This window comes from Pseudomonas sp. H3_C08, from assembly GCF_054669455.1.
In genome coordinates this window covers 4,855,914-4,872,419 of record NZ_CP162803.1, presented here as the reverse complement: position 1 = coordinate 4,872,419, position 16,506 = coordinate 4,855,914, and the positions used below count along the sequence as shown (strand labels likewise).

The window sequence follows — 16,506 nt, the reverse complement described above, 5'->3', positions numbered from 1 at the left end:
CGTCCGGGCAAAAGCCGGGTTAGACTCCTTGGCCCTGCCCAACCCGCTCAGTGATGCTTTCCGATGCTCGAACAGTACGTCAAAAAGATCCTCACCTCGCGCGTTTATGACGTTGCCGTAGAAACCCCGTTGCAGAACGCTCGCCAGCTCTCCGAGCGGCTGGGCAATGACATCTGGCTCAAGCGTGAAGACTTGCAGCCGGTGTTCTCGTTCAAGATTCGCGGCGCCTACAACAAACTTACCCAGCTGACTGACGAAGAGCGTGCCCGTGGCGTGGTCACTGCGTCGGCGGGCAACCATGCGCAAGGTCTGGCCCTGGCGGCGAAAGTGCTGGGCGTCAAAGCCACCATCGTCATGCCCAAGACCACCCCCGAGATCAAAGTCGAAGGCGTGCGCTCGCGTGGCGGCAAAGTAGTGCTGCACGGTGACTCGTTCCCGGAAGCTCTGGCGTACTCGCTGAAACTGGTCGATGAAAAAGGCTACGTCTACATTCACCCGTACGATGATCCGCACACCATTTCCGGGCAGGGCACTGTGGCGATGGAAATTCTGCGCCAGCACCCGCAGCCACTGGACGCGATTTTCGTTCCGGTCGGCGGCGGCGGCCTGATCGCCGGCATCGCTGCCTACGTGAAATACCTGCGTCCGGACATCAAAGTCATCGGCGTCGAGCCGGACGACTCCAACTGCCTGCAAGCGGCAATGGCCGCCGGTGAGCGCGTCGTATTGCCGACCGTGGGCATCTTCGCCGACGGCGTGGCGGTGGCGCAGATTGGCCAGCACACCTTCGACATCTGCAAAGACTACGTCGATGAAGTGATCACCGTCAGCACTGATGAGATCTGTGCGGCTATCAAGGATATCTACGACGATACCCGCTCGATCACCGAACCTGCCGGCGCATTGGGCGTGGCCGGGATCAAGAAGTACGTCGAGTTGCGCGGCGTCAGCGGCCAGACCTTTGTGGCCATCGACTCCGGCGCCAACGTCAACTTCGATCGCCTGCGCCACGTCGCCGAACGCGCCGAGCTGGGTGAAGGCCGCGAAGCGATAATCGCTGTGACCATTCCCGAGAAGGCCGGCAGCTTCAAAGCGTTCTGCGAAGCGATCGGCAAGCGCCAGATCACCGAATTCAACTACCGCTACAACACCGGCAGCGAAGCGCACATTTTCGTTGGCGTGCAGACCCATCCGGAAAACGATCCGCGCAGTGCATTGCTGGCGAGCCTGACCGAGCAGGGTTTCCCGGTACTCGACCTGACCGACAACGAACTGGCCAAGCTGCACATCCGCCACATGGTCGGCGGCCACGCGGCGCACGTGATTGATGAAGTGGTGTTCCGCTTCGAGTTCCCGGAGCGTCCGGGCGCGCTGTTCAACTTCCTCAACAAGCTCGGTGGGCGCTGGAACATCTCGATGTTCCACTACCGCAACCACGGCGCTGCTGATGGTCGCGTGGTCGCCGGTCTGCAAGTACCGCACGACGAACGTCATCTGGTGCCGGCGGCGCTTGAGGAAATCGGTTACCCGTACTGGGATGAAAGCGAAAACCCGGCCTATCAGCTGTTTCTTGGCTGAGCGGCTACGCTGATGGGCATGGCCCAAGGAAGAGAATTACATGGAAACCCTGACCACCCTGAAAGTCCTTCACGTCGCGGCGACCGTGGTCATACTCGCGAGCGGGCTGGGGCTTGCCGCCCTGACCTGGCGTAATCGCAGCGAAGGGCCGGCCAGCACGATGCAGCGTCCCTGGCTGTTTATCTGGTGTTTGATGCTGATCGGTATGTTCAGCATGCCTTTCACCGGCTGGTGGCTGGTACACCTGATCGGCTGGCCATTGGGGCAGTTGTGGATTCTGGGGTCCAGCGTGATTTATGCCGTGGCCACGTTGAGTGCAGTGTGGTTGTTGGTGCGGCTTAATCGGCTGTGGACAACGGGGGGTGGCAACTGGAAATTCAATCTGGCCCTGGCGATTGTCAGCGGTGTCGGGTTTCTTGCCATTGCCGGGTTGATGGGGGCCAAGCCTGTTTAAGGCTTGAGACCGTGTCGACCCCATTCGCGAGCAGGCTCGCTCCCACAGGGGATTTGTGAACGACACAGATCCAATGTGGGAGCGAGCTTGCTCGCGAAGGCATAATCAGCCGCGCAGCGAAATCACCGGCCAGCCACGCTTCTCGGCTTCAGCACGCAGATTCGGATCCGGATCCACCGCGACCGGATTCGCCACCTGCTCCAGCAGCGGCAAGTCATTCATCGAATCGCTATAAAAATAGCTGTCATCCAGCGAATACCCGGTTTCCTCCAGCCAACGGTTCAGGCGCGTGACCTTGCCTTCGCGAAAGCACGGAATGTCGGTGCTGCGCCCGCTGTAGCGGCCATCAACCATCTCGCATTCGGTGGCAATCAGGGTTTCAACGCCCAGACGCACAGCAATCGGCGCGGTGACGAAGCGGTTGGTCGCGGTGATGATCACCAGTTTGTCGCCGGCGTCCCGGTGTTTTTTCAGCAGTTCCAGCGCCTTCGGCAATACGATCGGCTCAATGCAGTCGCGCATGTAATCGCTGTGCCATTGCTCAAGCACGGCCATTTCGGTGCGGCCGAGGATCTCCAGGCAGAAGTTCAGGTACGCGGCGTTATCCAGTTTGCCGGCCAGGTAATCCTGATAAAACTCGTCGTTGCGCGCCTTGTACGCAATCGGGTCGAGGAAGCCGCGTTCACATAGATAGTCGCCCCAGGCGTGATCGCTGTCGCCGCCCAGAAGGGTGTTGTCCAAATCGAATAGAGCCAGGCGCATTGCAGTTACCCGCTGAAAAGTCAGTAAAAAGGCGACAAGAATACGGTCTTTTCACAAGAGTGCACATAAGGTAGGAAGCCTCGTTGCCGCCTTATCAACCTTTGTGGAACAATGCGGCGACATGCGTTTGCGAGGTTGTTGCCGTGATCGACCCCGATGGTTTCCGCCCCAATGTCGGGATCATTCTGACGAATGACGCCGGCCAGGTGCTATGGGCTCGCCGTATCAATCAAGATGCCTGGCAGTTTCCGCAAGGGGGAATCAACCCTGAAGAGACGCCGGAAGACGCCTTGTACCGCGAGCTGAACGAAGAAGTTGGCCTGGAACGTGAAGATGTTGAAATACTGGCCTGTACCCGGGGCTGGTTGCGCTATCGTTTGCCGCAACGTCTGGTGCGTACGCACAGCCAACCGCTGTGCATCGGCCAGAAACAGAAATGGTTTCTCCTGCGCCTGATCTCCAACGAGCAGCGGGTGCGGATGGATTTGACCGGTAAACCGGAGTTCGATGGCTGGCGCTGGGTCAGCTATTGGTATCCGTTGGGCCAGGTGGTGACATTCAAGCGCGAGGTGTATCGCCGCGCCCTCAAAGAGCTTGCCCCGCGCCTTTTAGCGCGCGACTGACGACGGAGTTCGACCCCGAGCCATGCTCAATACGCTGCGCAAGATCGTCCAGGAAGTTAACTCCGCCAAGGATCTCAAGGCGGCGTTGGGGATTATTGTGTTGCGCGTCAAAGAGGCCATGGGCAGCCAGGTCTGCTCGGTCTACCTGCTTGATCCCGAGACCAACCGCTTCGTCCTGATGGCCACCGAGGGCTTGAACAAGCGCTCGATCGGCAAGGTCAGCATGGCACCCAACGAAGGTCTGGTCGGTCTGGTCGGCACGCGTGAAGAACCCCTGAACCTCGAAAACGCTGCGGATCACCCGCGCTACCGTTACTTCGCCGAAACCGGTGAAGAACGTTACGCCTCGTTCCTCGGTGCACCGATCATTCACCACCGCCGCGTGGTCGGCGTGTTGGTTATCCAACAAAAAGAACGCCGCCAGTTCGACGAAGGTGAAGAAGCCTTCCTCGTGACCATGAGCGCACAGCTTGCAGGCGTTATCGCCCACGCCGAAGCCACCGGTTCGATCCGTGGTCTGGGCCGTCAGGGCAAAGGCATTCAGGAAGCCAAGTTCGTCGGCGTGCCGGGTTCGCCGGGGGCCGCAGTCGGTACTGCGGTGGTCATGCTGCCGCCGGCCGATCTCGACGTGGTGCCGGACAAGACCATCACCGACATCAATGCCGAACTGGCGCTGTTCAAGACCGCCATCGAAGGCGTGCGCGCCGACATGCGCGCGTTGTCCGCCAAACTCGCGACCCAACTGCGCCCGGAAGAGCGCGCACTGTTCGACGTCTACCTGATGATGCTCGACGATGCCTCGCTGGGCAGCGAAATCACCACCGTGATCAAGACCGGCCAGTGGGCCCAGGGCGCGCTGCGTCAGGTGGTCACGGAACACGTCAACCGTTTCGAATTGATGGACGACGCCTACCTGCGTGAGCGTGCCTCGGACGTCAAAGACCTTGGTCGCCGTCTGCTCGCCTACTTGCAGGAAGAGCGCCAGCAGAACCTGGTCTACCCGGAAAAAACCATTCTGGTCAGCGAAGAACTGACGCCGGCGATGCTCGGCGAGGTTCCGGAAGGCACACTGGTCGGTCTGGTCTCGGTACTCGGCTCGGGTAACTCCCACGTCGCGATCCTCGCCCGAGCGATGGGCATTCCGACGGTGATGGGGCTGGTCGACCTGCCGTACGCCAAGGTCGACGGCATCGAAATGATCGTCGACGGCACACGCGGTGAGGTTTACACCAACCCGAGCGAAGTGCTGCGCAAGCAGTTCGCCGAAGTCGTCGAAGAAGAGAAACAACTGGCGCTGGGCCTCGACACCCTGCGTGACCTGCCGTGCGTGACCCTCGATGGCCACCGCATGCCGCTGTGGGTCAACACCGGCCTGCTGGCCGATGTGGCGCGGGCGCAGAAGCGTGGCGCCGAAGGTGTCGGCCTGTACCGCACCGAAGTGCCGTTCATGATCAACCAGCGCTTCCCGAGCGAGAAGGAACAACTGGCGATCTACCGCGAGCAGCTCGCCGCGTTCCACCCGCAACCGGTGACCATGCGCAGCCTCGACATCGGCGGTGACAAGTCGCTGTCGTACTTTCCGATCAAGGAAGACAACCCGTTCCTCGGCTGGCGCGGCATTCGCGTCACCCTCGACCACCCGGAAATCTTCCTGGTGCAGACCCGCGCGATGCTCAAGGCCAGCGAAGGCCTGAACAACCTGCGGATTCTGCTGCCGATGATCTCCGGCACCCACGAACTCGAAGAAGCCCTGCACCTGATCCACCGGGCCTGGGGCGAAGTGCGCGACGAAGGCACCGACGTGCCGATGCCGCCGATCGGCGTGATGATCGAGATCCCGGCAGCGGTGTACCAGACCAAGGAGCTGGCGCGGATGGTCGACTTCCTGTCCGTCGGTTCCAACGACTTGACCCAGTATTTGCTGGCGGTCGACCGTAACAACCCGCGTGTGGCCGATCTCTACGACTACCTGCATCCGGCGGTGCTGCAAGCCCTGCAGACCGTGGTGCGCGATGCCCATGCCGAAGGCAAACCGGTGAGTATCTGCGGCGAAATGGCCGGTGATCCGGCGGCGGCAGTGCTGTTGATGGCGATGGGCTTCGACAGCCTGTCGATGAACGCCACCAACTTGCCGAAAGTGAAGTGGATGCTGCGTCAGGTCAATCTGAGCAAGGCTCAGGAATTGCTGGCGGAGCTGATGACTATCGACAACCCGCAAGTTATCCACAGCTCGCTGCAATTGGCGCTGAAGAACCTTGGGTTGTCGAAGATGCATCCGCCGGCGGTGGTCAAGGCCCTCTGAAGATCAAAAGCCCCTCACCCTAACCCTCTCCCGGGGGGAGAGGGGACTGATTGGGGGATGCTGCAGAACTCCGCCGACCTGAAAGTGCTTTGCTGGATCCATAATCGATTCAAACCGACTTGAGGTGTTGTGCTGAATCCATAATCGAACCGCACCGGGCTGGAAGTGCTGTGTTGAATCCATAATCGATTCACACCGACTTGAAAGTGCGTGTTGAATCCATAATCAACTCGGTCTTTCAGGTCGATGCATGGCTCAAGACACCTCGGTCGGCCCCCTCTCCCTTTGGGAGAGGGCTGGGGTGAGGGTTGGCTTTTAAGCTGTTATTTCCACTTCACCCAAATGCCCGCCATACGGCCCAAAACTCCGCTCCACCATCCGCCGCGCCCCATCCGCCTGCACAATCAACGCCGTACTCGCCCGCGTCCCATAACTCTGACTGGCAATAAACACACTCGACAACAAAGTCTCAGTCGCCAACCCCACCCCTGTATCCGGCAGCTCAGCCGACGGCGCAACCTGCGCATCACTCAACAACCCCAACAACCGCGCAGGCGTCGGATCATCCAGCACTGCACCTAACGCTGCCTTGGCCTTGAGCAACTTCGGCCACGGCGTATCCAGCCCGGCATTGGATAATCCGTAAACCCCCGATCCCAGCATCACCGGTTCCGACATCCGCGCATTGAAATGCCACAGCTCATGACTATTACCGAGCAGCAGATTAAACCCGGCATATTCCGCCGCACGCCCGACCACTTCGCTCAAATAATCATCAATCGACGCATCGCCGGTCAGAAACCGCGCCACCAACTCACCCCGCGACTTGCGCGCTGGCGCCTGCTGCGGATCGCGAATATTGGTCAGCGCGGCAAAGCGCCCGTTGGCGCCAATCCCCAGCCAACTCCCGCCGGCCTCAAGATCACGTCCGGCATGCACATGCGGCGCCTCCGGCCACTGCGCCAGTGGCAGGCTCGGCCGGGCGTAAAACTCGTCGCGGTTGGCCGCGACGATCAGCGGCTGGGCATGGCCCGGGCGCCAGGCGAAAACAATCAGGCACATAAGGTGGTCCTTGTGTGTTTTTTGCTCACTCTACGCATCCGGCGTCCGTGCATCCATCGCCAGTGGAGCCAAAGGGTGTGCATCCGTTACCATGCCGCTCCGGTTTTGCGGATGCGGTCTGGGGAGACGGTCATGGAATTTCTGCTCTATCTGGCGCTGGGCGCCTGTGCGGGCGTGCTGGCCGGGCTGTTCGGGGTTGGCGGCGGGATCATCATCGTGCCGGTGCTGGTGTTCAGTTTCACCTTGCAGGGCTTCGATCAGTCGATCCTCACGCATCTGGCGGTCGGCACTTCGCTGGCGACGATCATCTTCACCTCGGTCAACGCCGTGCGTGAGCATCACCGTCGAGGCGCAGTGCGCTGGCCGATCTTCATGTGGATGGCCGTTGGCATCCTGCTCGGTGCAGGCTTCGGCGCACTAACCGCTGAAGCGATTTCCGGGCCGCACCTGCAAAAGATCATCGGCGTGTTTGCCTTGATCATCTCGGTGCAACTGGCGCTGGACATCAAACCCAAGGCCAGCCGAACGGTGCCGGGTAAACTCGGTCTGACCGTGGCCGGTAGCATCATCGGATGGGCCTCGGCGATTTTTGGCGTGGGCGGCGGTTCGCTGACCGTGCCGTTCCTGACCTGGCGCAGCGTGCCGATGCAGCAAGCCGTGGCAACCTCATCGGCCTGTGGTCTGCCGATCGCCCTGGTCAGTGCATTAAGTTTCATGATTCTGGGGTGGCACGATCCGTTGTTGCCACCGCATAGTCTCGGTTTTGTGTATTTGCCGGCGTTGTTGGGCATCGCCCTGACCAGCATGGTTTTCGCCCGCATCGGCGCGCGTTTGGCGCACCGATTGTCGCCGCGCTTGCTGAAACGGCTGTTCGCCGCTTTGCTGTTCAGCGTGGGTCTGAGCTTCTTGCTTTAACCACTTCGCAATCCTGGCTTAATCCTGTGGTGGCAGCGTCGCCCGGGAATTTTGGTTTCAACTCTAACGAGGAGTCGCAATGCTGCCTTACCCGCAGATCGACCCGGTGGCCCTGGCCATCGGTCCGCTGAAAATCCACTGGTACGGTCTCATGTACCTCGTCGGCATCGGCGGTGCGTGGCTGCTGGCGTCGCGCCGGCTCAACCGTTTCGACCCGACCTGGACCAAGGAGAAACTCTCCGACATGGTCTTCTGGATGTCGATGGGCGTGATCGTCGGCGGACGTCTGGGTTACGTGCTGTTCTACGATCTGAGTGCCTACCTGGCCAACCCGACGCTGATTTTCGAAGTGTGGAAGGGCGGCATGTCGTTCCACGGCGGTTTCATCGGCGTGATGCTCGCAGCCTTGTGGTTCGGCAAGCGTAACGGCAAGTCGTTCTTCCAGTTGATGGACTTCGTCGCACCAATGGTGCCGATCGGCCTGGGTGCTGGGCGCATCGGTAACTTCATCAACGCCGAGTTGTGGGGTAAGGCCACCGACGTGCCATGGGCGATGGTCTTCCCGCCGTTCAGCGATCCGGCGCAACTGCCGCGTCACCCGTCGCAGTTGTACCAATTCGCGCTTGAAGGCGTGGCGCTGTTCCTGATCTTGTGGATTTTCTCGCGCAAACCGCGTCCGACCATGGCCGTTTCCGGCATGTTCGCGCTGTTCTACGGCATCTTCCGGTTCATCGTCGAGTTCGTCCGCGTGCCGGATGCGCAACTGGGCTATCTGGCCTGGAACTGGCTGACCATGGGCCAGGTGCTCTGCGTACCGATGATCGTCGGCGGGCTGTTCCTGATCTGGCTGGCCTATCGTCGCGCACCGGCAGCACCGCTCGCGCCGACGGCTTAAACTACGAATCCCGGCGCGCGACGCCGGGGCTCAAAGGACACAGGTAACTCATGAAGCAATATCTCGAACTGGTCTCGCACGTCATTCAGAACGGCACCAAACAAGCCAACCGCACCGGTATCAACACCATCAGCTTCCCGGGTGCGATGCTGCGTTTCGATCTTCAGGAAGGTTTTCCGGCGATCACCACGCGCAAAATGGCCTTCAAATCGGCCATCGGCGAGATGTGCGGGTTTCTCCGTGGCGTGAACAACGCCGCTGAATTCCGGGCGCTGGGCTGCAAGGTCTGGGACCAGAACGCCAACGAAAACGCGCAGTGGCTGGCCAACCCGTTCCGTCAGGGCGACGACGACCTCGGCGAAATCTACGGCGTGCAATGGCGCAAATGGCCGGCGTACAAGCAGATCCCGCTGAGCAACACCGCTGCCATCGAACAAACCTTGAGCAACGGCTACAAGCAGATCGCTCAGGGCGAAGAAGACGGCCAGGCCTACGTGGTGCTGTACAAAGCCATCGACCAGGTGCGTCAGTGCGTCGACACGATCATCAACGATCCGGGCAGCCGCCGCATTCTGTTCCACGGCTGGAACGTCGCGCAGCTAGATGAAATGGCGCTGCCGCCGTGCCACCTGCTGTACCAGTTCCACCCGAATGTCGAGACCAAAGAGATTTCTCTGACCCTCTACATCCGCTCCAACGATCTGGGTCTGGGCACGCCGTTCAACCTCACCGAAGGCGCCGCGCTGCTGAGCCTGATCGGTCGCCTGACTGGCTACACGCCGCGCTGGTTCACCTATTTCATCGGTGATGCGCACGTCTACGAGAACCACCTGGACATGCTCAACGAACAGCTCAAGCGCGAGCCGTTCGCCATGCCGAAGCTGAAAATTTCGGATCGTGTGCCGGAGTTTGCCAAGACCGGTGTTTATCAGCCAGAGTGGCTGGAGCTGGTCGAGCCGAGCGATTTCTCGCTGGAAGGCTACGAACACCACGCGCCAATGACCGCGCCGATGGCGGTCTAAGCCGTTGCATAAAACCCCTGTGGGAGCGAGCCTGCTCGCGAAGAGGGCGTGTCAGTCATAGAGATGTCGACTGATATACCGCTTTCGCGAGCAGGCTCGCTCCCACATTTGGTTTTGCGTGAGTCTTAATGGCCGTGGCTGCGGCCTACGTGGGAATGCTCAACCTCCGTCGCGACAACCCCGCCACTCACTTCCAGCCGCTGCAAAATTCCGCATTGATCGGCCATCGGCCCTTCGCCACAACGTTGGCGCAGGTCGAGCAGTTGCGTCTGCAACGCCAACAACCCATCAATCCGCGCCTTCACATGCTGGATATGTTCGTCGATCAACGCATTGACGCTTTCACACTGATCCTGCGGGCTATCACGCATGGCCAGCAGGCTGCGGATTTCTTCGAGGGTCATGTCGAGGGTGCGGCAGTTGCGGATAAAGGTCAGGCGTTCGGCGTGCGCCTGGGTGTAAACGCGGTAGTTGCCGTCGCTGCGAGCCGGTTCCGGCAGCAGGTTTTCGCGCTCGTAGTAGCGGATGGTTTCCACGGCGCAGTCGGTGAGTTTGGCCAGTTCTCCGATCTTCATGACGGCAATCTCCAAAGGGTACTTGACCCTATAGTGGCTACAGGGTCTTTACTTGGCAACAGGCACCTTCATGGACGCGACCAATGAGCGATTCCCAGCACACCCACAAGCCCGGCGACGGACACGATCACAGTCATAAATTGCAGCCTGTGCATAAACATTCACAGGGTGGCGATGCTTGCTGCGGATCGAAAGTCGCTGCGCCGGCACCGGTTCATGCGCACGAAGATTCCTGCTGCTCGTCGAAAGCCGCCGCGCCTGCGCTGGTGCAACTGAGCGAAAAGACCAGCGCTGACGCGCGGCTGAGCAGTTTCCGCATCGAGGCGATGGACTGCCCGACCGAGCAGACGCTGATCCAGAACAAGCTCGGCAAACTCGCCGGCGTGCAGCAACTGGAATTCAACCTGATCAACCGCGTACTCGGCGTGACCCATAACTTGCCGGGCACCGAACCGATCACCGAAGCGATCAAATCCCTCGGCATGCACGCCGAGCCCCTGGAGGCGGGCGTCGAAGCACCGGCCCCGGCGCCAGTGAAAAAGCACTGGTGGCCCTTGGCGCTGTCCGGTGTCGGCGCCCTCGCTGCCGAAGTCATCCACTTCACCAACGCCGCGCCCACCTGGGTGGTGGCGATCATCGCGCTGGTGTCGATCCTCAGCGGTGGCCTGACCACCTATAAAAAGGGCTGGATCGCCCTGAAGAACCGCAACCTCAACATCAACGCGCTAATGAGCATCGCCGTCACCGGTGCCATCCTCATCGGCCAGTGGCCGGAAGCGGCGATGGTGATGTTCCTGTTCACCGTCGCCGAGTTGATCGAAGCGCGCTCGCTGGACCGTGCGCGCAACGCGATCAGTGGTCTGATGCAGATGACGCCGGAGCAAGCCACGGTGTTGCAGGCTGACGGTTCGTGGATTGAGCAGGACGTGAAGAGCGTCGAGCTCGGCGCCCGCGTGCGAGTGAAACCCGGCGAGCGCATCGCGCTGGACGGTGAAGTGGTCAGCGGCAGTTCGACCATCGACCAGGCGCCGATCACCGGTGAGAGCCTGCCGGTGGAGAAAACTGTCGGCGATAAAGTCTTCGCCGGCACCATCAACCAGGCCGGTTCGCTGGAATACGCGGTGACCGCAGCGGCGAACAACTCGACTCTTGCGCGGATCATCCACGCCGTCGAGCAGGCCCAAGGCGCGCGTGCGCCGACCCAGCGCTTCGTCGATCAGTTCTCGAAAATCTACACGCCCGTGGTGTTCGTATTTGCCTTGGCCGTGGCGATCATTCCGCCGCTGTTCATGGGCGCTGTGTGGTTTGACTGGATCTACCGTGCGCTGGTGTTGCTGGTGGTCGCGTGCCCATGTGCACTGGTGATTTCGACCCCGGTGACTATCGTCAGCGGCCTCGCGGCAGCGGCGCGCAAAGGCATTCTGGTCAAGGGCGGCGTGTACCTGGAGGGCGGCTTCAAACTGGATTATCTGGCGCTGGATAAAACCGGGACGATCACCCACGGCAAACCGGTGCAGACCGATTACCTGTCGCTCGATCCAACCGCCGATGCCACCGCACCGGCAATTGCCGCTGCCTTGGCCGGTCGCTCCGATCACCCGGTGTCGCTGGCCATCGCCAATGCCGCTGTGGATAAAAACTTCGCCACGCTGATTGTGGATAACTTCGAAGCGCTGGGCGGGCGGGGCGTCAAAGGCGACATCAACGGCCAGACCTACCACTTGGGCAACCATCGTCTGGTCGAAGAACTCGGCCTGTGCTCGCCAGCACTGGAAGAAAAACTCTTCGCGCTGGAGAAGCAGGGCAAATCCGTGGTGTTGCTGCTCGACAGCTCTGGCCCGTTGGCACTGTTCGCTGTGGCCGACACCGTCAAGGAAACCAGCCGCGAAGCGATCCGCCAATTGCATGAACTCGGGGTGAAAACCCTGATGCTCACCGGCGACAACGTCCACACCGCCCAAGCGATTGCCGCACAGGTCGGGATCGACGAAGCGCGTGGCGACTTGCTGCCGACCGACAAGCTGCAAGCCATCGAAGAGCTTTATGCACAGGGCCGCCGAGTCGGCATGGTCGGCGACGGCATCAACGACGCGCCGGCACTGGCACGCGCCGAGATTGGTTTTGCCATGGCCGCGGCCGGTACCGACACCGCGATTGAAACCGCCGATGTCGCCCTGATGGACGACGATCTGCGCAAGATTCCGGCATTCATCAGCCTGTCGCGCAATACCGCAAGCATCCTGAAACAGAACATTGCGTTGGCACTGGTGATCAAGGCTATCTTTCTTGGGGTAACCTTCGCCGGGCTCGCCACCATGTGGATGGCGGTGTTCGCCGACATGGGCGTGAGCCTGTTGGTGGTGTTCAACGGTTTGCGCCTGCTGCGCAAATAGATGAGGAAAGGTTGTGCTGAGTGCCGAGCTGAAAGCGTTTTACATGGTCGCCCGCCTGGGCAGCATCACGCTGGCGGCGAAAAAACTCGGCCTCAGCCAACCGACCGTGACCACGCAGATCCGCAATCTGGAAAGCCAGTATTCGGTGGAGCTGTTCTACCGTGGCGGCCGGCGTCTGAGCGTCAGTGACGAAGGTGCGCGGTTGCTGCCGATGGTCAAGACGCTGTTGCAGCAGGAGGCCGACATCGAGTTTTTTCTGCGCAACAGCGGTCAGGTGCAGGGTACTTTGCGCATTGCCGCGACGGCGCCGTATTACATCCTCGATCTGGTGAAGACCTTTCGCGAGCGCTTGCCGCAGGTGGAAGTGTCGGTGGAAATCGGTAACTCGCAGCAGGTGCTCGAAGCGCTGGAGGATTACCGAGTGGACGTCGCCGCTTCGTCACAGTTGCTCGACGATGCGCGATTGATTCGCCGGGTGCTCGGCACTGATCCACTGGTACTGGCGGTGCATCGCAACCATCCGCTGGCGGCCCATGATCATGTGACATTGAGCGCACTGGCCGGGCATACCTTGTTGATGCGCGAAACCGGGTCAACGACGCGGCGGCTGACTGAAGAGTTGCTGGCCAGCGCCGGGGTGAGTTTCGGTCCGTTGCTGGAGATTGGCAGCCGTGAGTCGATCCGTGAGGCGGTATTGCGCAATATCGGCATCAGCATCATTGCCCGGCAGGAAGTGCCGCATGACCCGCAGTTGCGCGTGTTGACGATCGAGAATGCGCCGCAGATTCCTGAATATCTGTATTGCCTGAAGGAGAGGAAGGGCGCGCGGTTGCCGGCGGCGTTTCTCGGCCTGGCGCAGGAAATGTCTCCGGCCTGAGATTTTCAGTGCCTGCGCCGGCCTCTTCGCGAGCAAGCTCGCTCCCACATTGGAATGCGTTCCCCCTGTGGGAGCGAGCTTGCTCGCGAAGGCGTCGCTTCAAACAACCCAAGACCTGAATCTTCTGAACCAAAATCCCCGAATACCACTATCACCAGTTTTTGCCTCACTGCCACATGACGGACGCATTACAACTCTAGGATTGGCCCCATCTGCTTGATGAGGTCTGTCCATGAATCCTGCCATCGCAACTGCCCTGACCAACCCCGGTGCGCCGATGAAAGTGCGCGGCGTACAGAAACGCTTCGGCGCGTTCACTGCGCTGGATAACGTCTCCCTCGACGTCGCCGCCGGTGAACTGGTGTGCCTGCTCGGCCCGTCGGGCTGCGGCAAGACCACGTTGCTGCGCTGCATCGCCGGTCTGGAGAAGCAGGACAGTGGCGAGCTGTACCTCGGCGACCGCGACGTTTCGCACCTTGCCCCACAAGCCCGCGACTACGGGATTCTGTTCCAGTCCTACGCGCTGTTCCCCAATCTGACCGTCGAAGCGAACATTGCCTACGGCCTCGCTGGCAGCGGTCGTGATGAAGTACGCCGTCGCGTCGGGCAGATGCTCGAACTGGTCGGCCTCACAGGCAGCGAGAAAAAATTCCCCGGCCAATTGTCCGGCGGCCAGCAACAGCGCGTTGCTCTTGCTCGGGCCTTGGCACCAGCACCATCGCTGTTGTTGCTCGATGAACCGATGTCCGCCCTCGACGCCCGCGTCCGCGAGCATCTGTGCACCGAACTGCGCCAGCTGCAACGCAACCTCGGCATCACCACGCTGATGGTCACGCACAATCAGGACGAAGCCATGCTGATGGCCGACCGCATCGCCGTGATGAACAACGGCCGCGTCGAGCAGTACGCCACGCCGCAGGAAATCTACAACCGCCCGGCCACACCGTTCGTGGCCGAGTTCGTTGGTCAGGGCAACTGGCTGCCGTTCCAGCGCAGCAGCGACACTCACGCGCAGGTTGGCGGAATGAACCTGCGCCTCAGCGACGGCAGCATCCAGCGCGCCTCGGGCCGGTTGTTCTGCCGCCCGGAAGCGATCAACGTCAATCCGCCGGTGCACGAAGAAAACCTGTTCCCGGCCAAAGTCCGCGAGATCACCTTCCTCGGCAACCGCTGCCGCATGAGCTTCGAACTCGATCAGTTGCCGGGCCACGCACTGCTCGCCGAACTCGCGCCGGAAGCTATGCCGCGCCTCGGCGCCCAGCAAATCATGGTCGCCTTGCCGCCGCGCAGCCTGCAGGTGTTTGCCTGATGAACAGCAACCTCGCGCTGCCGCTACCGCACAAACAGGTGCGCCAGAGTTCGAAAGCCGAGATCGGCGATCGCATTTTTGTCGTCGGCGGCAAAGTCCTTCTGCTGCTGTTGCTCGGCGTCGCGGTGTTGCTGCCGTTGCTGGCGATCTTCTGGCGCGGCTTCAGTAGCGAGGCTGGGCAGGGCGGTGGTTGGGTCGCGGCGAAGGAACTGGTGAGCAGCGAGAATTTCCACTGGCTGCTTGGCAACAGTCTGAAAGTTTCCCTCAGCGTCGCGGCCATCGTCGTACCGCTGGCCTACCTGTTTGCCTACGCGCTGCAACGCACAATGATTCCGGCGAAGGGCATCTGGCGCGGAATTTCCCTGCTGCCGTTGATGGCGCCGTCGATGCTGCCAGGCATTGCACTGGTCTATCTGTTCGGCAACCAGGGCATGTTGCGCGGCCTGCTCTCGGACAACATCTACGGGTTCTGGGGGATTGTGCTGGGCGAGGTGATCTACACCTTTCCCCATGCGCTGATGATTTTGCTCTCGGCGCTGTCGCTGGCCGATGCACGTCTGTTTGATGCGGCGTCGAGCATGGGCGCCAGTCCCGCCAAGGCTTTCCGCAGCATCACCTGGCCGGCCACTCGCCAAGCGGTGTTTGCCGCGTTCTGTCTGGTGTTCACCCTGACCATCACCGATTTCGGGGTGCCGGTGGTGGTCGGTGGCGACTATCAAGTGCTGGCGCTGGAAGCCTACAAAGCCGTGGTCGGCCAACAGCAATTCGGTCGCGGCGCGTTGATCGGCATGGTGCTGTTGCTGCCGGCGCTGTTCAGCTTCGGCGTCGATGCGTGGTTGCGTCGGCGACACGGCGATTCCATGAGCGGGCGTGCACAGGTGTTCAAACCGGCACCGTCGAAACTGCGCGATGGCTGCTATCTGGCGATTGTTGTGCTGATCAGCGCCGCGTTGATTCTGGTGTTCGGCATGGCGGTGTTTTCCTCGCTGGTGAAGTTCTGGCCGTACAACCTGTCGCTGTCGCTCAACCACTATCAGTTCAACGAAACCGCCGGCGGTGGCTGGCTGGCCTACAGCAACAGTCTGAAGATGGCGTTGGGCACGGCGCTGATCGGCAGTGTGCTGATCTTTACCGGCGCTTACCTGATGGAGAAAACCCGCAGCCAACGCGGACTCAACCTGGCCCTGCGCATGCTCAGTTTTGTGCCGATGGCGGTGCCGGGGCTGGTGCTCGGTCTGGGTTACGTCTTCTTCTTCAACCTCACGGGTAATCCGCTGCATGTGCTCTACGGGACGATGACGCTGCTGATCGTCTGCACGATTGCGCACTACCTGACCACCGCACAAATGACCGCGACCACCGCGCTGCGCCAACTCGATGCCGAGTTCGAAGCCGCCGCGCTGTCGCTCAAAGCGCCGCTGTACCGCCACTACCTGCGTGTCACTGTGCCGATCTGCCTGCCGGCGCTGCTCGACATCGTGCGCTACCTGTTCGTCTCGGCGATGACCACGGTGTCGGCGGCGATCTTCCTCTACAGCCCCGACACCATCCTTGCGGCGGTCGCGGTGCTGAATATGGATGACGCCGGCAACGTCGGCGGTGCGGCGGCGATGTCGACCCTGATTCTGTTCACTTCGGCGGGCGTGTCCTTGCTGCTGGCGTGGGCTTCGCGCGGCTTGCTGCGCCGTTCTCAAGCCTGGCGGCAAACCGCGCCCGGTCACTGATTCAACTCACTTACA

At 61.0% G+C, this 16,506-nt stretch carries 14 protein-coding genes; 11 read left to right on the top strand and 3 right to left on the bottom strand.

What is annotated here, in order from left to right:
• Positions 1-63 precede the first annotated feature (63 nt).
• Both ilvA and AB4N74_RS22280 read left to right on the top strand, forming a co-directional pair.
• Positions 64-1,578: a threonine ammonia-lyase, biosynthetic gene (gene ilvA / locus AB4N74_RS22285; RefSeq protein ID WP_460097254.1), complete on the top strand. Its 1,515-nt coding sequence runs from the start codon at positions 64-66 to the stop codon at positions 1,576-1,578.
• A gap of 40 nt (positions 1,579-1,618) precedes the next feature.
• Complete coding sequence (locus AB4N74_RS22280) at positions 1,619-2,032, top strand: DUF2269 domain-containing protein (protein WP_257356564.1); 414 nt, start codon at positions 1,619-1,621, stop codon at positions 2,030-2,032.
• A 105-nt stretch (positions 2,033-2,137) separates the two neighbouring features.
• Here the strand turns inward: AB4N74_RS22280 and AB4N74_RS22275 are convergent, their stop codons facing one another.
• A complete protein-coding gene (locus AB4N74_RS22275) occupies positions 2,138-2,794 on the bottom strand; it encodes a histidinol-phosphatase (RefSeq protein WP_110718059.1) in 657 nt (218 codons plus the stop codon).
• A 143-nt stretch (positions 2,795-2,937) separates the two neighbouring features.
• On the opposite strand from AB4N74_RS22275, the gene AB4N74_RS22270 reads away from it, so the two are divergent.
• Together AB4N74_RS22270 and ptsP are read left to right on the top strand one after the other, a co-directional pair.
• On the top strand, positions 2,938-3,417 hold the full coding sequence (locus AB4N74_RS22270; protein ID WP_003229203.1) for an RNA pyrophosphohydrolase: 480 nt from the start codon (positions 2,938-2,940) through the stop codon (positions 3,415-3,417).
• 22 nt (positions 3,418-3,439) lie between these two features.
• On the top strand, positions 3,440-5,719 hold the full coding sequence (ptsP, locus tag AB4N74_RS22265) for a phosphoenolpyruvate--protein phosphotransferase (protein ID WP_007913900.1): 2,280 nt from the start codon (positions 3,440-3,442) through the stop codon (positions 5,717-5,719).
• 315 nt (positions 5,720-6,034) lie between these two features.
• Here ptsP and AB4N74_RS22260 read toward each other — a convergent pair whose 3' ends face one another.
• Complete coding sequence (locus AB4N74_RS22260; RefSeq protein ID WP_460097252.1) at positions 6,035-6,781, bottom strand: NRDE family protein; 747 nt, start codon at positions 6,779-6,781, stop codon at positions 6,035-6,037.
• A gap of 132 nt (positions 6,782-6,913) precedes the next feature.
• Here AB4N74_RS22260 and AB4N74_RS22255 point away from each other — a divergent pair, with 132 nt between their 5' ends.
• The 3 genes from AB4N74_RS22255 to AB4N74_RS22245 all read left to right on the top strand — a co-directional run bounded on the left by AB4N74_RS22255 (position 6,914) and on the right by AB4N74_RS22245 (position 9,613).
• Complete coding sequence (locus AB4N74_RS22255; RefSeq protein WP_160042245.1) at positions 6,914-7,696, top strand: sulfite exporter TauE/SafE family protein; 783 nt, start codon at positions 6,914-6,916, stop codon at positions 7,694-7,696.
• A 79-nt stretch (positions 7,697-7,775) separates the two neighbouring features.
• The gene (gene lgt / locus AB4N74_RS22250) at positions 7,776-8,591 is read left to right on the top strand and encodes a prolipoprotein diacylglyceryl transferase (RefSeq protein WP_016983202.1); all 816 of its coding nucleotides are present in this window, start codon (positions 7,776-7,778) and stop codon (positions 8,589-8,591) included.
• A gap of 50 nt (positions 8,592-8,641) precedes the next feature.
• Positions 8,642-9,613 carry a thymidylate synthase gene (locus AB4N74_RS22245; RefSeq protein ID WP_034153704.1) on the top strand — a complete coding sequence of 324 codons (972 nt, stop codon included), beginning with the start codon at positions 8,642-8,644 and terminating at the stop codon, positions 9,611-9,613.
• Between the two features lie 125 nt (positions 9,614-9,738).
• On the opposite strand, the gene cadR is transcribed toward AB4N74_RS22245, so the two are convergent.
• On the bottom strand, positions 9,739-10,188 hold the full coding sequence (gene cadR / locus AB4N74_RS22240; RefSeq protein WP_201236403.1) for a Cd(II)/Pb(II)-responsive transcriptional regulator: 450 nt from the start codon (positions 10,186-10,188) through the stop codon (positions 9,739-9,741).
• 83 nt (positions 10,189-10,271) lie between these two features.
• On the opposite strand from cadR, the gene AB4N74_RS22235 reads away from it, so the two are divergent.
• The 4 genes from AB4N74_RS22235 (at position 10,272) to AB4N74_RS22220 (ending at position 16,491) form a co-directional block, all read left to right on the top strand.
• The gene (locus AB4N74_RS22235; protein WP_460097251.1) at positions 10,272-12,581 is read left to right on the top strand and encodes a heavy metal translocating P-type ATPase; all 2,310 of its coding nucleotides are present in this window, start codon (positions 10,272-10,274) and stop codon (positions 12,579-12,581) included.
• Between the two features lie 13 nt (positions 12,582-12,594).
• Positions 12,595-13,458 (top strand): LysR family transcriptional regulator, encoded by an 864-nt coding sequence (locus tag AB4N74_RS22230; protein WP_093429801.1) that lies wholly within the window; start codon positions 12,595-12,597, stop codon positions 13,456-13,458.
• Between the two features lie 232 nt (positions 13,459-13,690).
• Positions 13,691-14,767, top strand: coding sequence for a putative 2-aminoethylphosphonate ABC transporter ATP-binding protein (locus AB4N74_RS22225; RefSeq protein WP_093429802.1), 1,077 nt, complete (start codon positions 13,691-13,693; stop codon positions 14,765-14,767).
• Complete coding sequence (locus tag AB4N74_RS22220; RefSeq protein ID WP_427119146.1) at positions 14,767-16,491, top strand: putative 2-aminoethylphosphonate ABC transporter permease subunit; 1,725 nt, start codon at positions 14,767-14,769, stop codon at positions 16,489-16,491. Before AB4N74_RS22225 ends, AB4N74_RS22220 begins: the two co-directional genes overlap by 1 nt.
• The last annotated feature ends 15 nt before the right edge of the window (positions 16,492-16,506 follow it).